Consider the following 15,876-nt stretch of genomic DNA (forward strand, 5'->3'; position numbering starts at 1 on the left):
AAGTTGGTTGCTGAGAAACAATGGTTTCTGGTTGCGCGGGATTTCCTTTGTTTTCTTCGATAATTATATCCTTAGAGGGCTGGGAGATACACTCATCTTCATTTTGAGCATATATCACGTAAGTTCCAGGAGAAAGCTCTTCAAAAATGTTTGACTCCTGAAAAATTTCGCCATCCAGACTGTACATATATCCCTCAGTAGCATTTACCGTAATCTTTCCCGTTTCAAGATTACAGGTGGGTTGAGTTACTACTATGGTTTCAGGAGTTTCTGCTATGGCTGGTGCAGGTAGAACTTCAAAACTATTGGTTGTAAAAACACATTCATTTAAAGCAACTGATAGGGTATAAACCCCTGGAGATAATGAACTAGTAGCATTCTTTAACTCAAGATTGCCTGTAGTTGAATTCAGTTCATATATATAATCTGTATTAAAATTGGTGATTGTCAATACTCCATTTTCATTCTCACAGGTGGGATCTTTTTTAGTAAAAACAGGCTCCAGTTGTGTTTTAATATTTTCTAACGTAAGCGATTGTTGAACATCTATATTTCCACATTCATAAGTAATTCTGAAGATTCGCTGATAAACCGCAGGAGATTGTTGTTGTAAAAAATCCTTATAGCTTATACTTTCAATCTCTTCAGTAAAAGAAATGCTTCCACCTAAATCTGTAAATACTTGCTGAGAAATAGTGGTAAATTCATTTGACAAGGCCGGAATGGAGTCGTCTGTAAAATCGTTATCACAAGTTTGAATTGTTTGATTTTGTGGTGCGGTAATTTCCGGTTCTCCTATTACAGAAATCTTAATGGGAGCTCTGTTGGGACTTATACAGCTTGCCGATTCTCCTTCAGCAACGTAATAGATGAATTCACCAGACTGCGAAGTAGATGGAATAATTTGAATTTCGGGTGAAGTATCTTCTTCGCTGGTATAGTAATATAAATTGAAATCGGGATTACTGGGTACAGCTGTTAATGGATCGGCTTCATCGTTCAGACAATAAGTGATTGATTCAGTTTCAGGTACCGAAGCTATAGTTGTAATTTCTATAGTAAAGGGTATTGCGCAATTCTGGGTTCCCGGGATTACCGCATAATATTCACCCGAATTATTTGGAATGGGATTATTGGTAGTATACTCGGTACTATTATTAGTTACCGGAGATTCGTTAAAGAATCTTGTTCCGTTAGGAAACCCAGAATTAATTTCAGCAATACCTATTGGTTCTTCTCTATTACAATAAACAAATTTCCTGGCTTCATCTGAATTTTGGCAATTTTCAGCTCGAAAATTGGTAGCGTCTATGGCTACTTCAAAAGGAGTAGTAATAGGTTCACCCTGGCAGGTTCCTTCGGTTTCATATCCCTGAATAAGGTCTTTGTTTTGAAAAGTAGTACCGGTTATAGCTCCGCGACCACTAATATTTCCATTAAATCTTATAAGATCAAAACCCGGGCAGATATTGGAAAGAATAGTACAATTCTTAGTTACCCCAAATTTTATAGTGAGATCGGCTAAAACATCATTGGTACTGTTGGCTAGCGGTAATTCATCTATTTCCCAAACTATAGATCCGGTTGCACCTAAAGTGGGATCAAAATATACTTCATTATTTTGCGGACTGGGAGAGAAATAAAAATTGGTTGAAAGACCATTAGGAAGATAATCGGCGTTATATGGAACCGGAATTACCACTTTTACGTCTTCTACATTCTCGGTCCCTTTATTTTTTAATTTAACCTTATAGCTTAATTCGTCACCGGGTACTGCATTATATGGTGGATTGCCCGCTATATTTCCATTTATTGCGCTTAAAGAGGAAATCCCTTCAATTTCAGGAATGTAAGCGTCTACAGACATGGCAATTGAAAAAATGGAATAGGTGTCCTGGGTAGAACCATACCTAAAGGTGGTACTGGTTTGGTTATTATCTATAACTGAATTCCCCGCATTTGGAATATTGAACATGCTAATGTCTATTCCGGTATTATTAGTATAATTTGGTGTTCTTGAAGAACCATTATTTTGAATAGAAGAATTGAAGAAATTATTAGTAGTGTTTTGTTCGTGAGAAAGACTTAACCAGGCATTATTACTATTCTTTTTTATCTGAAAATAATCTCCTGAAATTCCTACATCACCCTCGCCGGCCATTATTCCCATTTTCATATTTACGGGGCCAGATTGCGCGGTATTAAATCCCGAAACAGGAAGTTCATAATGTGCCACAACATTCCCTTCAACATGAGCATAGCCATCAAAAACGGTAACATCCCTCCAATCCATTTGTGAATTTTCATAGATCACAATCATTCCCCATCCGCCGTAAAAACCGGTAGTACCACCGTTACCTTCAGTTAGTTCTATATCGGCAACCCAATATTCCCCCGTACCATTATTTTTCACTAAATCGGTTACTTCTACATAAGCAGCATACATATCTGATGGTCCAGGGAAAAGAATATCATTAACATTTGCGCTAATAGTTTGATAAGCGGAGTTATTTGGACCTTTTACTTTGATGTTTCTTTTAGCATTGGTCTTTCCAGAATTATTGGTACGCCCAGACCAATAAAGTCCGGCATAAATTATATTAGAGCACTCAGGATTTGCTCCATTTTCGTTTGAAAATTCAAGAACAGCTGCAGAAGAGTTTTTGGTGGAAGACTCGTTGTCTTCGTCTACAAATTGCATTAAATTGTTACTGTTATTTGTATTTTCCCCATAGGAAAAAAGGCTAAGATTGGTGTTGCCAATCATAGTGAAGTCTCCCTTAATATTATAGATCTTTTTTGATGTAGAATATTGGGAAGTTCGTTGCTTAAATTCCTTATATACCTGTGCGTTAACAGCCGTATTGAAAAATAAAACGGTAAATGTTATCAACACGAATCTTATAGCGGTAAACTGATTTCTAAAGTAGTTTTTTTTCATATTCCTGAAATTTATGAGGGCAATATTTATTGCTCTGTAGTAGTTCTGTAAAGAACTTTTACGTTAGAAGTATTTTTTAGCATATCCTGAATATTAGATACACTACATTCAAAATCACATTCAATTAAAACATATTTTAAAGCAGTACTTTTAATAGAACTTAGATCTAAACTTGTATATAAATTGTTTGAGGAATGCTTAATTAGAATTAAAACAACACTTTGCAATTCGGTTTTAATCTTGGAGATATTTGATAAATAATTAGAGGGTACAATTACCAGTTTTGGCGCTCCATCTCCCATTTTGGCGTGCTCATTTTCCTGAACAACTATTAGCGGATTTAATTCGAAAACTAGATTCTTAAGATTTTCTATTTCCCCAGAGTCAAAATTTTGTTGATTTCGGGTTGGAGTAGATTGTTCTCCTATTAATTGGTCAAAATTGGTAATCGAGTAATTTTCCTGCGCATTGCCAATAAAAGTATTAGCAAACAATACAAGGATTAGGAGTTTAAAGAGTGAATTCATTTTCATAATTCTATAGTTCTGTTTCCCGTTTTTCAAGGGAAAAATTATTTTAAATTTTGGCATAAAAAGGTCACTGATCCTTAGGGGAAGGATCAAACAAGGGTAGTTTTTTAAAATATTTAAGAATGTGAGATTTACATTTTGAAAACTTTTGGGGTAAGTTTTAATAGGAAAGTATGGGGGATGACCTATTTTAAATGTTAATCTTAGGATAAAATTACAGTGAATAATCTTTAAAAGACCAAATTGTCTTTTTTTTTAGATTAAAACCTATTTATTTTCGGTGAATGGTAATATTGAAGTAAAAAATACGGGAAATCAGGTGGTTAATATTTCAAATAAACGTTTTTAGCCATTGTTTAAAAGAATTTACAACTGCAGAAAAACCTTAGGTTTAAACATAAAAAAACCACCGAATAAGGTGGTTAATTATAAAAAAAGTTGAGGTAATTAATTAGTTTTGTTCATACATTAAAATTCTATGTTGTTCCCCTTCTATTAAAGGGTGTTCTTGCAGGTCTATTTCATAGATAAAACCTTCTTCTATAGTTGTAAAAATATCATATTCGTCCTGTACCGTATAACCTAATTCCTGCCTTGCATAATCTATCCAGGTTTGGTAAGTAGGGACATCCATTTTATTTTTATTAGAAATAACCGTTAAAAAGTCGTCTTGAATTTCTATAGTATAACGAGCACTTTTACCGTTTTTACTGGTTTTTTGATCTATCCAATTCCCTTCATCCATTTTTGAAATTTGAAGTTCACTTAAATTTTGAGGGTTAAAATCTACAGCATAAACTACGTGATTTCTGGTATAGCTATCTGGATTTGTCATTCCAGCGGTACAGCTTCCTAAACTTATAGCAAGAATAATAAGAGAAGCCTTAGTGAGTATTTGATTTTTAAATTGGAAAAAATTCTTATAAAAATTCATTTGCAATTTAATTTTAGTTCAATTTAATAATGGCGATTAGTTAAATGTTTTGAACAAAATTAAGCGATATCACTCTTTATATGTATTATTATTAATGTTTTTAGTTATATCGCATTATTATTAGATAAAATGTAATGGAATGCATTTCGTCGGTGTTTTTGGTCGAACTTATTTGCAGAACATAGAAATGAGTGCAGTTCGTCTATATTTAGTTCTTTTTTCTATTTGCATTTCAACTATAAAAAGCAGAATCTTATCTCAAAATTTTTCCGGCTTCAGCCTAAAACTTGTAAATTGCAGCAAAGCAAAACACAATGCAAAAGAGCCTTGATGATTACCGAAAAAGCTATGGAAAAAGCGAACTTTTAGAAGATAATGTCCCGTCTTTTCCACTGCCGCTTTTTACCGCCTGGTTTGAGGAGGCGGAAGAGCATCCTGAAATAGCAGAAGTAAATGCTATGAGTCTCGCCACCTGTGGAATAGAAGGATTTCCAAAAAATCGTATAGTACTTTTAAAGTCTTTTGGTGAAATGGGTTTCAGTTTTTATACTAATTATAATTCTGAAAAAGCCCGGGATATTGAAGAAAATCCAAGAGTTTGTTTATCCTTTTTCTGGCCACCATTAGAACGGCAGGTAATTATTAAAGGTGTTGCAATGAAAACTACCGAAGAAGAATCTGCAGCTTATTTTGGTTCCAGACCCCGGGGAAGTCAATTAGGCGCCTGGGCTTCTAACCAAAGTAATGTTTTAAGCTCCCGCGAAGAACTGGAAGAACAGTTAAAAGAAATTGAAGAAAGATATCAAAATAAAGATGTAGATAAACCACCTCACTGGGGCGGTTATCTGGTAACCCCCAGAAGTTTTGAATTCTGGCAGGGTAGAAATAACCGTTTGCACGATAGGATAATCTATGAATTTATAGAACAGGATACCTGGGAACGTAACCGTTTAGCACCTTAAAATTGAAATTATGAAACGATTAATTCTAGTGAGACACGGCAAATCGTCCTGGGGAAATAATTTACCAGATGAAAAAAGACCGCTTAAGAAACGTGCTTATAACGATGCTGAGGTAGTTTTGAAAACCTTTAAGGAATTTCAAAGTGGAAATTTAACTTTATGGAGCAGTCACGCAGTTAGGGCAAACACCACGGCAAATCTTTTTAAAGACGAAATGGAAATACCCGATGATAGATTCACCGTAAAAAAAGAACTTTATACGTTTGATGAAAGTCAATTACTCTCTGTAATTAAAACCTGCCCCGATAATGTAGAAAAACTCATGGTATTTGGGCATAATCCCGCAATGACGGGTTTGGTTAATCGGTTAGGCGATAAACCTATAGACAATTTACCTACTACAGGACTTTGTGTAATAGATTTTGATTTAAATTCCTGGAAAGACATTGAAACCGGTAAAACTTTACTACAATTATTCCCCAAAAACTTACGCTAATTTATGCCGCAAAGAAAATATTTAAACAGGGAACTCAGCTGGTTACAATTTAATGCCCGGGTTTTACAGGAAGCCGAAGATGAAACTGTTCCACTTATAGAACGATTAAGATTTCTGGGAATTTTCTCTAATAATTTAGACGAATTTTTTAAAGTAAGGTATGCTACCGTAAAAAGAATTGACCTGGCAGGAAAAGCAGGAAAAAGCGTTCTGGGCGGAATTAAAGCCAGCAAACTACTTGAAGAAATTACCCAAATAGTAATTGAACAACAAGCCGAAAGCCTTAAGATTTTAGACGATATTCAGCATCAGTTAAAAGATTATAATATTCATATTATTAATGAGAAACAGGTTTCTGCTACGCAGCAAAAATTCATTAAAAACTTTTTCCTTTCCAAAGTAAGTCCGGCCCTTGTAACTATAATTCTTAATGATCTTCCTGAAATTCCAAGTTTAAAAGACAGTGCAGCCTATTTAGCCGTAAAGATGGTGATGAAAGAGGAAAAGCCTCAAAAAGGAATTTCAAAAGTGCTGGATAAAACCGAAAAAGACCGCAAATATGTTCTAATTGAAATTCCTCGAAGCATAGAACGCTTCGTAGTGCTTCCAGAAGAAAATGGGAAGCAGTATATAATCCTGTTAGACGATTTAATTCGATATAACCTGGGTACAATTTTTAATATTTTTGAATACGAAAGTATTTCGGCACATATGATAAAGATTACTCGGGATGCCGAGTTGGACATAGACAGTGACCTGAGTAAAAGTTTTATTGAAAAGATTTCCAGTAGTGTAAAAGATAGAATTAAGGGGGAGCCGGTAAGATTTGTTTACGATATGAACATTGCCGATGATACTTTGTCTTATTTAATGAATAAAATGGGCATAGAATCTACCGATAGTATTATTCCCGGTGGGCGTTACCATAATAGGCGTGATTATATGAATTTTCCCAGTCTTGGCCGTGAAGATTTACTTTATAAACCTATAGAGCCTTTGCCAATTCCTGGGCTTATATTACAAACCAGTTTGTTTGGAAGTATTGCCAGGAAAGATTATCTATTGTATGCACCATACCAAAGTTTTGCCTATACTGTTAAGTTTTTAAGGGAAGCCGCCTTAGATCCAAAGGTGAAAACTATAAAAATCACTATTTACAGATTGGCAAAAATATCTCATATTGCCAGCTCTTTGATTAATGCTGTAAAAAATGGCAAAAAGGTAATTGTGCAAATTGAATTACGCGCTCGTTTTGATGAAGTTGCCAATATTCGCTATGCTGAACAAATGCAAGCAGAAGGGGTTCAGCTTATTTTTGGCGTGCCGGGTTTAAAAGTTCATTGTAAAGCCTGTGTAATAGAGCGGGAAGAAGAAGGTAAAACAAAGCGCTATGGCTTTATTAGTACCGGTAATTTTAACGAATCTACTTCTCGCATCTATACCGATTATACCTTATTCACCGCTCATCCCGAAATTTTGAAAGAAGTGAATAAAGTTTTCGACTTCTTTGAGATCAATTATAAAGTAAATAAATACAAACATTTAATAGTTTCTCCGCATTACAGCAGAAATACTTTTGTAGGCCTTATTCAAAAGGAGATTGAAAATGCCCGCGAAGGGAAACCTTCCGGCATTGCGCTTAAGCTTAATAGTCTTTCAGATTATCCTATGATAGATAAACTGTACCAGGCAAGCCAGGCCGGTGTGAAGATCAAGCTTATTGTACGTGGGGTTTGTTGTCTTATTCCCGGTGTAGAAGGTTTAAGCGAAAATATTGAAGCGATAAGTATTGTAGATAAATTCCTGGAGCATCCGCGGGTATTTATATTCAAAAATGGGGGAAATTCCAAGGTTTACATTTCTTCAGCAGATTGGATGACCAGAAACCTTGACCTTCGTGTGGAGATTTCCTGCCCAATTTATGATGAAGAAATTAAACAGGAAATTATTGAAACTTTTGATATTAGCTGGAACGATAATGTAAAAGCAAGGACAATTACCTCTAAGCACGATAATGCCTATAGAAACAGCAGTACAAAAAAACTGCGTTCCCAGTTTGAACTTTACGATTATTATTTAAAAAAATTACCCGGCACCAAACCGGAAAAGAATAAAAAAAATAGATAATTGGCCTCAACCTCAAATCTTTATAAACCTCACCTGGTGAGAAAATAGAAAAATTTTATCTCGTGATTACACAAAAAAACTACGCAGCTATAGATATAGGTTCCAACGCCGTAAGGCTGCTGGTTTCTACCATTACAGAACAAAAAGGTAGGGAAGAAACCGATTTTAGGAAAACCTCCCTGGTGAGGGTTCCTATTAGACTTGGAGAAGATGTATTTAAAGAAAGTATTATTTCTGAGAAGAATATAGAACGAATGGTAGATACCATGCAAGCTTTTAATCTTCTAATGAAATCTCACGGAATTGAAAAATATAAAGCCTGTGCTACCTCGGCTATGCGGGAAGCTAAAAATGGAGCAGAGGTTGTTGAAAAAATTAAAGCAAAAACAGGGGTAGAAATTGAAATTATAGACGGTAACCACGAAGCTGCAATAATTGCTGCTACAGATTTGCATGAACTTATTAAAAACGATTGTAATTATTTATATGTTGATGTTGGGGGCGGGAGCACTGAATATACTCTCTATAGTGGCGGAAAAACCGTGGCGTCAAGATCTTTTAAAATTGGTACTGTACGCCTTTTAAATAATTTAGTTGAAGATGGCACCTGGGAAGAGATGGAAAAATGGGTTAGGGAAACCACAAAGCCTTATAAGGATATAGATCTTATTGGTTCTGGTGGGAACATTAATAATATTTTTAAAACCAGCGGAAAAAAAGAAGGAAAACCCTTAAGCTTGGCATATATTAAAAAATACAATGAATTGCTAAATTCTTTAAGCTACGAGGAACGTGTTATGGACCTTAAACTAAAAAGTGACCGTGCAGATGTGATTATCCCGGCTTCTAAGATTTATTTAAGTTCTATGAAGTGGGCCAGAGCCGATAATATTTTCGTACCAAAAATAGGACTGGCCGATGGGATTATAAAATCACTTTACAACGGTAATAATAACTAAATACCAAAATTAAAACCCGGATAAATCTTTACTTATCCGGGTTTTTTATTTTTTCAATTAACCGTGAATGGTTTTATCTTTACTGAGGTCTTTCATTATTTCAGCTTCAAAATCGAGTAATTCTTCCCATTTTTTATCTACTTCTGCTCGCTCCCCATATTTTCTGGCAAACTTTAAAAACATTGTATAATGGTTGGCTTCACTAATCATTAATTTATGATAAAATTCAGCGAGTTCCTCATCTTTTAATTCTTCTGAAAGCAACCTGAAACGTTCACAGCTTCTGGCTTCAATTAATCCTGCGATTAAAAGCCTGTGAATTAACTGCGTGGTTCTGCTACCGCCTTTTGGAAAAAAACTAAGTAGTTTAATTACATATTCATCTTTTCTATCTCTTCCTAAAACAAATCCGCGTTTTAGCAACTGCTCGTGTACCATTTTAAAATGGCCCATTTCTTCCCTGGATAAAGCGATCATTTCATCTACCAATTCGGTATATTCTGGGAAAGAAACAATTAAGGAAATTGCTGTTGAAGCTGCTTTTTGTTCGCAATAAGCATGGTCTACAAGAATATCTTCAATATTTTTTTCGGCTATATTTGCCCAGCGCGGGTCTGTGGGAAGTTTTAGTCCTAGCATATCTATACGTCTAAATCAAATGTACTTCTAAGTTTATCTATTAAAGGATTTTTCTCCTTTAGTTTATTGTATTTTTCAATAGGAGTGAAGGCATATTTTTTTGCCGACTGCTCATTAACGTTAATTACCAACCTTATTTCGGTATTCTGAAGTTTTTGCTTCAGGTAAGACATCAATTTGTTTTGTTCCCGCTCCAGGTTAATCTTCATCGTTTCGTTGGGTAATTCTATAACAATTTGATTGTCTTCCTTGAGCTTGGGTAAATCGGTTTCAAGAATTGATGCGAGAATTTTCGAGCCCTGTTTTTTTATTCGTTTTACATAGTCATTCCAGGTGGCCTGCAATTGCGTTTCGCTGAATTCATTATTGAGCACCACGTTTTTTGTTGGAGCAGCTTCCTGTTGCCGCGCTTCTATTTCCCTTTTTTTCTGAATACTTTTTAAAGAAAGTCCTGAAACCTTTTCCTTTTTTATTTTAGGATCGGTTACCGGTTTTGGCTCTGGGGAAGGTGTAGCCGGTTTTTCCTGCTCTTCTTTGGCCTTTGGCACCATTGTCTCATCTGAATGATAATTGTCCTCTTTATCATCGGCACAGTGGCTATCTGGAGTTTTATTTTCTCCTGTAGGTAACTGACTTTCCTTTGGGGCTTCAGTTGCAGTTTCTCCGTGTTCATTCTCGCGCACTATACTTTTTTCTTCTGAAGAAAGCGCGTTAGGTTGTTTTTCAAAAACCGAAGCGGGAATTATTGACTGATCAAACTTTTTTTTTTCTCCATCAAAAGTGATAGAGGCAAGCTGCATTAGAGAAAGTTCAACCAATAAACGTTGGTTTTGGCTTGTTTTATATTTGAGATCGCACTCATTGGCCAGATCTATCGCTTTAATTAAAAATTGATGATCGGTTTTGGAAGCCTGCTCAAAATAGCGGGCTTTAGTTTGCTCTCCAACTTCTAAAAGCTGTATTGTTTTTTGATCCTTGCAGACTAAAAGATCCCTGAAATGCGAAGCCAAACCGCTAATAAAATGGTGACCGTCAAATCCGCTGGAAAGGATCTCATTGTAACTCAGTAGCAATTGCGGAATATTATTACTTAAAATAAGATCGGTAACCTTAATATAAGTATCGTAGTCGAGAACATTCAGGTTTTCTGTAACTGCCTGCCGGGTTAGATCTTTTCCGCTAAAACTAACAACCCTGTCGTAAATAGAAAGAGCATCCCGCATAGCACCATCGGCTTTTTGCGCAATAATATTTAATGCATCTTCCTCGGCATTTACACCTTCCTGTTGCGCTATATATCCCAAATAATTTTTAGCATCGCTTACCGTGATTCTTTTAAAATCGAAGATCTGGCACCGAGAAAGTATGGTGGGGATTATTTTATGTTTTTCAGTAGTAGCCAGAATAAAAATAGCGTGCTGGGGCGGTTCTTCTAAAGTTTTCAGAAAAGCATTAAAGGCTGACTGAGAGAGCATGTGCACCTCATCAATAATATATACTTTATACTTCCCAACTTGCGGCGGAATCCTAACCTGGTCTATCAAATTTCTGATATCGTCTACCGAGTTGTTAGAAGCGGCATCGAGTTCAAAAATATTAAAAGCAAAATCCTCATCGGGGCTTTGAGTACCATCGTGGTTAATCATTTTTGCCAGGATACGGGCGCAGGTGGTTTTTCCCACACCACGAGGTCCTGTAAATAGAAGGGCCTGGGCGAGGTGATTGTGTTCAATGGCGTTTTTTAAGGTATTTGTGATGGCTTGTTGCCCTACCACATCTTTAAAAGTTTGTGGGCGGTACTTACGAGCTGATACTATAAAATGTTCCATTGAAATTTATTGAACTACAAATATAAAAATAGCCTCCATAAGTTCTAAGGCAATCGCTTATATTTTTAAACAATTAAAGCTAAGAAATCAACATTTTTTTAATCACGAAACTTTCTAAAAAACTACCTTTGCACCAAGCAGGCCGCCTTATCGCCAACGAATTTATTCGATGGAGGAAATTCCGGACACCAAAGGGCGGCATAGTGGGTAACACCCATCGGTTCCGTTTCGGTTTTCCGAGGCGGGATCAGGACTAGTGCAACAGAAAGAATGTACAGGTAATGCTGTAGTGAAATCAGGTAAACTCTATGCGGTGCAATGCCATGTAAACCGGTGTTTGCAAGCGGCTCGCTTGCTACCGGAGGGTAGGCAGCTAAAGGTTTTTGGCAACAAAAACCGGAGATAAATGATAAGGGGAACCCCGGTTAACGGGAGGAACAGAATCCGGATTACAGGCCTGCTTTTTTATAATAATGTCTTTGCCCACGCCCGGGCTTCGTCCATATGGGAAAAGATATCAAAAGGAACCGGAGAAAATTGTTTTTCAAAATTAGCCACCTGTAAGGCTTCATATCGCTGACTTACTATAGCTATTCCCAATAAATTTTTCACGTCTTTTAATTCAAAATAAATCGTTGGATTTACATTGTAATTATTCTTCCGGTCTGATACATAAACAAAATCTGCACCTTCATAAACCTCATTGCATATTTTTAGAATTTGTTCTACGTGTTCAATTTCAAAAACTACATCGTCTTTTACTTCAGAAATAACTATCCCTTCATAAAAATTTAAAATAATATCAACAAGCTCAATCCTTTTTATCCTATCCGTCATACCATCAAATTTCTAAGCCCAACAGGGCTGTAATTCTTCAGCAGAAATTATTCTGCATTCTCAAAAAAACTAAAAACTGAACCTCCATAGCGACGCCCTTCTTTAAAGTTGGGAAGATCGGAAAGATCGGTGTGTTTAGAGTGTTCAATAATTAATTGACCATTTGGATTAAGTAGGTTTTTGTCGAAAACTAGTTCTGGAATTTTCAGGAATTTTTCTTTTTCAAAATCATAAGGTGGGTCGGCAAAAATAATATCTGCCTTTACAAAAGCTTTTTCAAGAAATTTAAAGACATCACTTTTAATAGTTGTAATATTTAAATCTAATTCCTGGGCTGTTTTTTTTATGAATTTCACGCAGTCAAAATTAGCATCAACAGCGGTTACTTCCTTGCTTCCGCGTGAAGCAAATTCATAGGCAATATTACCAGTTCCCGAAAAAAGATCAAGGATGCTTAATTGTGAAAACTGAAAATTATTATTCAGGATATTGAAAAGGGCTTCCTTAGACATATCGGTAGTAGGGCGTACTGGTAGCTTTTTTGGAGCCATCAATCTTTTTCCTTTATGTGTTCCTGAAATTATTCTCATTTAAATGACTTTAGTAATACATATTCTTCCAGCTGATTTAAGCCGGTAAGTTCTTTTTCCAGATTTAAGCTGAAATCGGTTTCCAAAAGTTCCACGTGCTTAATATAATCAAACGCGATTTTAAACAAAGGAGAAGCTTTGCTAATAGCTCCCAGCAATATCAGCCTGAATTTTTCCGGGTCTAAATTAAGTTGTTCAGCAGTGAAGAGAATATAATATAAAAAATCTTCTTTTTCGGTAAAACTGAAAGAATTACACAACAGGAGTTCACCATTTTCTATCAAAACCAGCTCAAACTGCTTATTTTTTATATGTGCAAACATTTGAGGACGCTCAGCTTTTGGTAATTTTAGCAAATTTTCGACTAAAACCGTGTTGAGATGCTGGTATTCAAATTCTCCAAATTTCTCAAAAAAGAAATTAATGATATTAGTATATGGAATATAAACATTAATAATCCCTGTATCCACAATTTCCTCGTGGGCAATGAAATCGGTTTTAAGAATTTTGGTGTTGAATTTTAAATAATCTGAAGCATTTTCTTCTTTAAATAAAGTTGCAGGAACCAAAGTGGCAAGTGCATTATCAAAAATAAGTTTTACTTGTGTGGCTTCAGCAATGCTTTTTTCTTCAGCATATATTTTTTGAATTTCTTCAAGCAGTTTCACAGGATCTACCTGTTGCGAAAAACGGATTTTCTTGAATTGTACCACTTTATTTTCAGCAGAATTTAGGGTACAAAAAGAAAGTCCATCCAGGGAAACCTGAATGGACAGTTCTAAATTTAATTGTTTTTTGCTGTTATTCGTCGCCATATTGGGTTGGCCAGTTTCCTTTTGTGTTAACCTCTTCCAGAGAGCCAACGTTAATGTAACGACCGTTAATATCGTCTACAGATTGTACCTGGTTTTGTTGCAAAATAAGCTCTTTATCTAAACCTTGCAATACAACACTTTTAGCTACTCTTGCTCTAAAAACCGGAATTTCTGAATTTCCTTTTGTAATTGTACCTGCATCCAGCTCAAATTTAGCATCTACATCATCAACCGGTACATTAATCATATTGGTATAACGCTCTTTATTTCCTTTAAATAATGAATCTTTAACAGAAACAAAACCAAGCGTATCAACAATTACTTTTTCAATATATTCGTCTACACCATACTGTTTTCTGTATTCCTCATCTAATACAGTAGTATCACGACGTTGGGTAATTGCAAATTCTGCAGTATCTAAAAATCCTACTAATTTATCAAAATCATCCTGGAAAGTCCCCACAATTTCTTTGTGAGCTAATTCTGCATTACGAATATCCTTTAAGTTTTCAACTACTTTGGCATAACGCTTTTCTTTAATTTTATTAAACTGAATTGGTTCGTAAACAGCATTAAAGGTAAGGTAGGCTAAACCAATAATAACCACCCAAAGAAGTAATTGAATTGCAAGTCTCATGCTTTCTAAATTTTGTTTTAAAATTACTAGTGTTTCACGACAAATCTACAATTTTTTTTTATTCGTAAAAGTTTCTTCCGTAAAAATCCATTCCTATCTTTGATTTTTGATAAATCTTCTATGGAAAATCTTGATGCTTCCAAATTTTATAAACTTCTTTTAAGCGATCTGGGTTTTACGGCTAAAGCAGGGCAGGATCTTGCTTTACAACAACTTTCCCGGTTTGTTTTAAACAATAATAAAGATGAACTTTTTGTGCTGAAAGGCTTTGCCGGAACTGGTAAAACCACGATTATCAGTACCCTGGTGAAAAATCTCTGGCAAATTAAAAAATCTGGAGTTTTATTGGCACCTACGGGAAGAGCGGCGAAAGTGATTTCTAATTATTCTAAAAAAGAAGCTTTTACCATTCACAAAAAGATCTATTTTCCGAAGAAAAGTGGCGGGAGCGGAGTACAATTTGTGCTTCAACCCAATAAACACAAAAACAGTATTTTTATTGTAGATGAAGCTTCAATGATCTCTGATACGCCTACAAATTCCAAATTAATGGAAAATGGAAGCTTGTTAGACGATCTTATTCAGTTTGTATATTCAGGGCATAATTGCCAGCTTATCTTAATTGGGGATACCGCACAGCTTCCACCGGTAAAGATGGAAATTAGCCCGGCACTGGAAGCTGAAAAACTTCAGTTTTCCTATAATAAAGAAGTGCATCATATTGAGTTAGACGAAGTGGTGAGGCAGGCTGAAGAAAGCGATATTTTGCTAAATGCCACTAAAATTAGGCAAAGCTTACAAGACGGTTTTTATGATAGTTTTCAGTTTGAAATCACTCCAAAAGCAGATGTAGTTAGATTACAGGATGGTTACGAAATTATGAATGCCATCGAGGAAAGTTATAATGAATTGGGAAACGAGGAAACCAGTCTTATTGTAAGATCTAATAAAAGGGCGAATTTGTATAACCAACAAATAAGGTCTAGAATTTTGTTCCAGGAAGAAGAAATTTCAGCCGGAGATTATCTTATGGTGGTAAAAAATAATTATTTCTGGATAAAGCCAAATTCTGAAGCCGGGTTCATAGCTAACGGAGATATTGTAAAAGTCCTGGAAATTTTCGGAATAAAAGAGCTTTACGGGTTCCGGTTTGCCGAAGTACAGGTGCAAATGGTAGATTATCCTAAAATGCGTCCTTTTGAAACCGTAGTGATGTTAGATACACTTACCAGCAATACGCCGTCACTTTCTTATGAAGAATCTAACCAACTGTACCAGGAAGTAATGAAAGATTATGAAGATGAAACTTCTAAATACAAGAAGTTTATGAAGGTGAAGAACAATAAGTTTTTTAATGCCTTACAAATAAAGTTTTCTTACGCGATGACTTGTCATAAATCTCAAGGTGGGCAATGGAACACCGTTTTTATAGAACAACCTTACCTGCCAGAGGGCGTTGGCAAAGAATATTTAAGATGGCTTTATACTGCTGTAACAAGAGCAACCAATAAACTTTACCTCATAGGATTTAAAGATGATTTTTTCGTAAATAAATAACTTTTTCACTTGCGTTAATTCAA

General features: G+C 35.5%; 14 protein-coding genes and 1 other RNA gene. 6 read left to right on the forward strand and 9 right to left on the reverse strand.

What is annotated here, in order from left to right; genetic code table 11:
- From B4F31_RS09340 to B4F31_RS09350, 3 genes are all read right to left on the reverse strand, one after another.
- Positions 1–2,941: hypothetical protein (locus tag B4F31_RS09340; RefSeq protein ID WP_286761177.1), on the reverse strand; the 2,941-nt coding region annotated here is incomplete at its 3' end.
- A 26-nt stretch (positions 2,942–2,967) separates the two neighbouring features.
- Positions 2,968–3,468 carry a hypothetical protein gene (locus tag B4F31_RS09345; protein ID WP_143083682.1) on the reverse strand — a complete coding sequence of 167 codons (501 nt, stop codon included), beginning with the start codon at positions 3,466–3,468 and terminating at the stop codon, positions 2,968–2,970.
- Positions 3,469–3,922: 454 nt separating this feature from the next.
- Positions 3,923–4,405: a hypothetical protein gene (locus tag B4F31_RS09350; protein WP_232228842.1), complete on the reverse strand. Its 483-nt coding sequence runs from the start codon at positions 4,403–4,405 to the stop codon at positions 3,923–3,925.
- A gap of 314 nt (positions 4,406–4,719) precedes the next feature.
- On the opposite strand from B4F31_RS09350, the gene pdxH reads away from it, so the two are divergent.
- The 4 genes from pdxH (at position 4,720) to B4F31_RS09370 (ending at position 8,949) form a co-directional block, all read left to right on the forward strand.
- Positions 4,720–5,367, forward strand: a complete 648-nt coding sequence (gene pdxH / locus B4F31_RS09355; RefSeq protein ID WP_075327175.1) for a pyridoxamine 5'-phosphate oxidase — start codon at positions 4,720–4,722, stop codon at positions 5,365–5,367.
- Between the two features lie 10 nt (positions 5,368–5,377).
- Positions 5,378–5,863 (forward strand): SixA phosphatase family protein, encoded by a 486-nt coding sequence (locus tag B4F31_RS09360; protein WP_075327174.1) that lies wholly within the window; start codon positions 5,378–5,380, stop codon positions 5,861–5,863.
- A 3-nt stretch (positions 5,864–5,866) separates the two neighbouring features.
- Complete coding sequence (gene ppk1 / locus B4F31_RS09365; RefSeq protein ID WP_286761178.1) at positions 5,867–7,990, forward strand: polyphosphate kinase 1; 2,124 nt, start codon at positions 5,867–5,869, stop codon at positions 7,988–7,990.
- Positions 7,991–8,052: 62 nt separating this feature from the next.
- Positions 8,053–8,949: a Ppx/GppA phosphatase family protein gene (locus B4F31_RS09370; RefSeq protein WP_075327172.1), complete on the forward strand. Its 897-nt coding sequence runs from the start codon at positions 8,053–8,055 to the stop codon at positions 8,947–8,949.
- Between the two features lie 57 nt (positions 8,950–9,006).
- Here B4F31_RS09370 and B4F31_RS09375 read toward each other — a convergent pair whose 3' ends face one another.
- Positions 9,007–9,588, reverse strand: coding sequence for a tRNA-(ms[2]io[6]A)-hydroxylase (locus B4F31_RS09375; protein ID WP_093306389.1), 582 nt, complete (start codon positions 9,586–9,588; stop codon positions 9,007–9,009).
- Between the two features lie 2 nt (positions 9,589–9,590).
- Positions 9,591–11,417, reverse strand: a complete 1,827-nt coding sequence (locus B4F31_RS09380) for a DNA polymerase III subunit gamma/tau (protein ID WP_093306391.1) — start codon at positions 11,415–11,417, stop codon at positions 9,591–9,593.
- Between the two features lie 134 nt (positions 11,418–11,551).
- Between B4F31_RS09380 and rnpB the strand changes: the two genes are divergently transcribed.
- Positions 11,552–11,885, forward strand: an RNA gene (rnpB, locus tag B4F31_RS09385) — RNase P RNA component class A.
- Here rnpB and B4F31_RS09390 read toward each other — a convergent pair.
- The 4 genes from B4F31_RS09390 to B4F31_RS09405 are packed head-to-tail and all read right to left on the reverse strand — an operon-like array spanning position 11,883 to position 14,296.
- Complete coding sequence (locus B4F31_RS09390) at positions 11,883–12,254, reverse strand: hypothetical protein (RefSeq protein WP_075327169.1); 372 nt, start codon at positions 12,252–12,254, stop codon at positions 11,883–11,885. The two genes, rnpB and B4F31_RS09390, sit on opposite strands and share 3 nt — an antisense overlap.
- A gap of 47 nt (positions 12,255–12,301) precedes the next feature.
- Positions 12,302–12,844, reverse strand: coding sequence for an RsmD family RNA methyltransferase (locus B4F31_RS09395; protein ID WP_075327168.1), 543 nt, complete (start codon positions 12,842–12,844; stop codon positions 12,302–12,304).
- Positions 12,841–13,659 carry a DUF3822 family protein gene (locus B4F31_RS09400; RefSeq protein ID WP_075327167.1) on the reverse strand — a complete coding sequence of 273 codons (819 nt, stop codon included), beginning with the start codon at positions 13,657–13,659 and terminating at the stop codon, positions 12,841–12,843. Before B4F31_RS09400 ends, B4F31_RS09395 begins: the two co-directional genes overlap by 4 nt.
- Positions 13,646–14,296 (reverse strand): hypothetical protein, encoded by a 651-nt coding sequence (locus B4F31_RS09405; protein WP_075327166.1) that lies wholly within the window; start codon positions 14,294–14,296, stop codon positions 13,646–13,648. Before B4F31_RS09405 ends, B4F31_RS09400 begins: the two co-directional genes overlap by 14 nt.
- 120 nt (positions 14,297–14,416) lie before the next feature.
- Here B4F31_RS09405 and B4F31_RS09410 point away from each other — a divergent pair, with 120 nt between their 5' ends.
- Positions 14,417–15,853, forward strand: a complete 1,437-nt coding sequence (locus B4F31_RS09410; RefSeq protein WP_075327165.1) for an ATP-dependent DNA helicase — start codon at positions 14,417–14,419, stop codon at positions 15,851–15,853.
- The last annotated feature ends 23 nt before the right edge of the window (positions 15,854–15,876 follow it).

Source organism: Salegentibacter sp. UBA1130, from assembly GCF_002311535.1.
GTDB classification, from domain to species: Bacteria; Bacteroidota; Bacteroidia; order Flavobacteriales; family Flavobacteriaceae; genus Salegentibacter; species Salegentibacter agarivorans.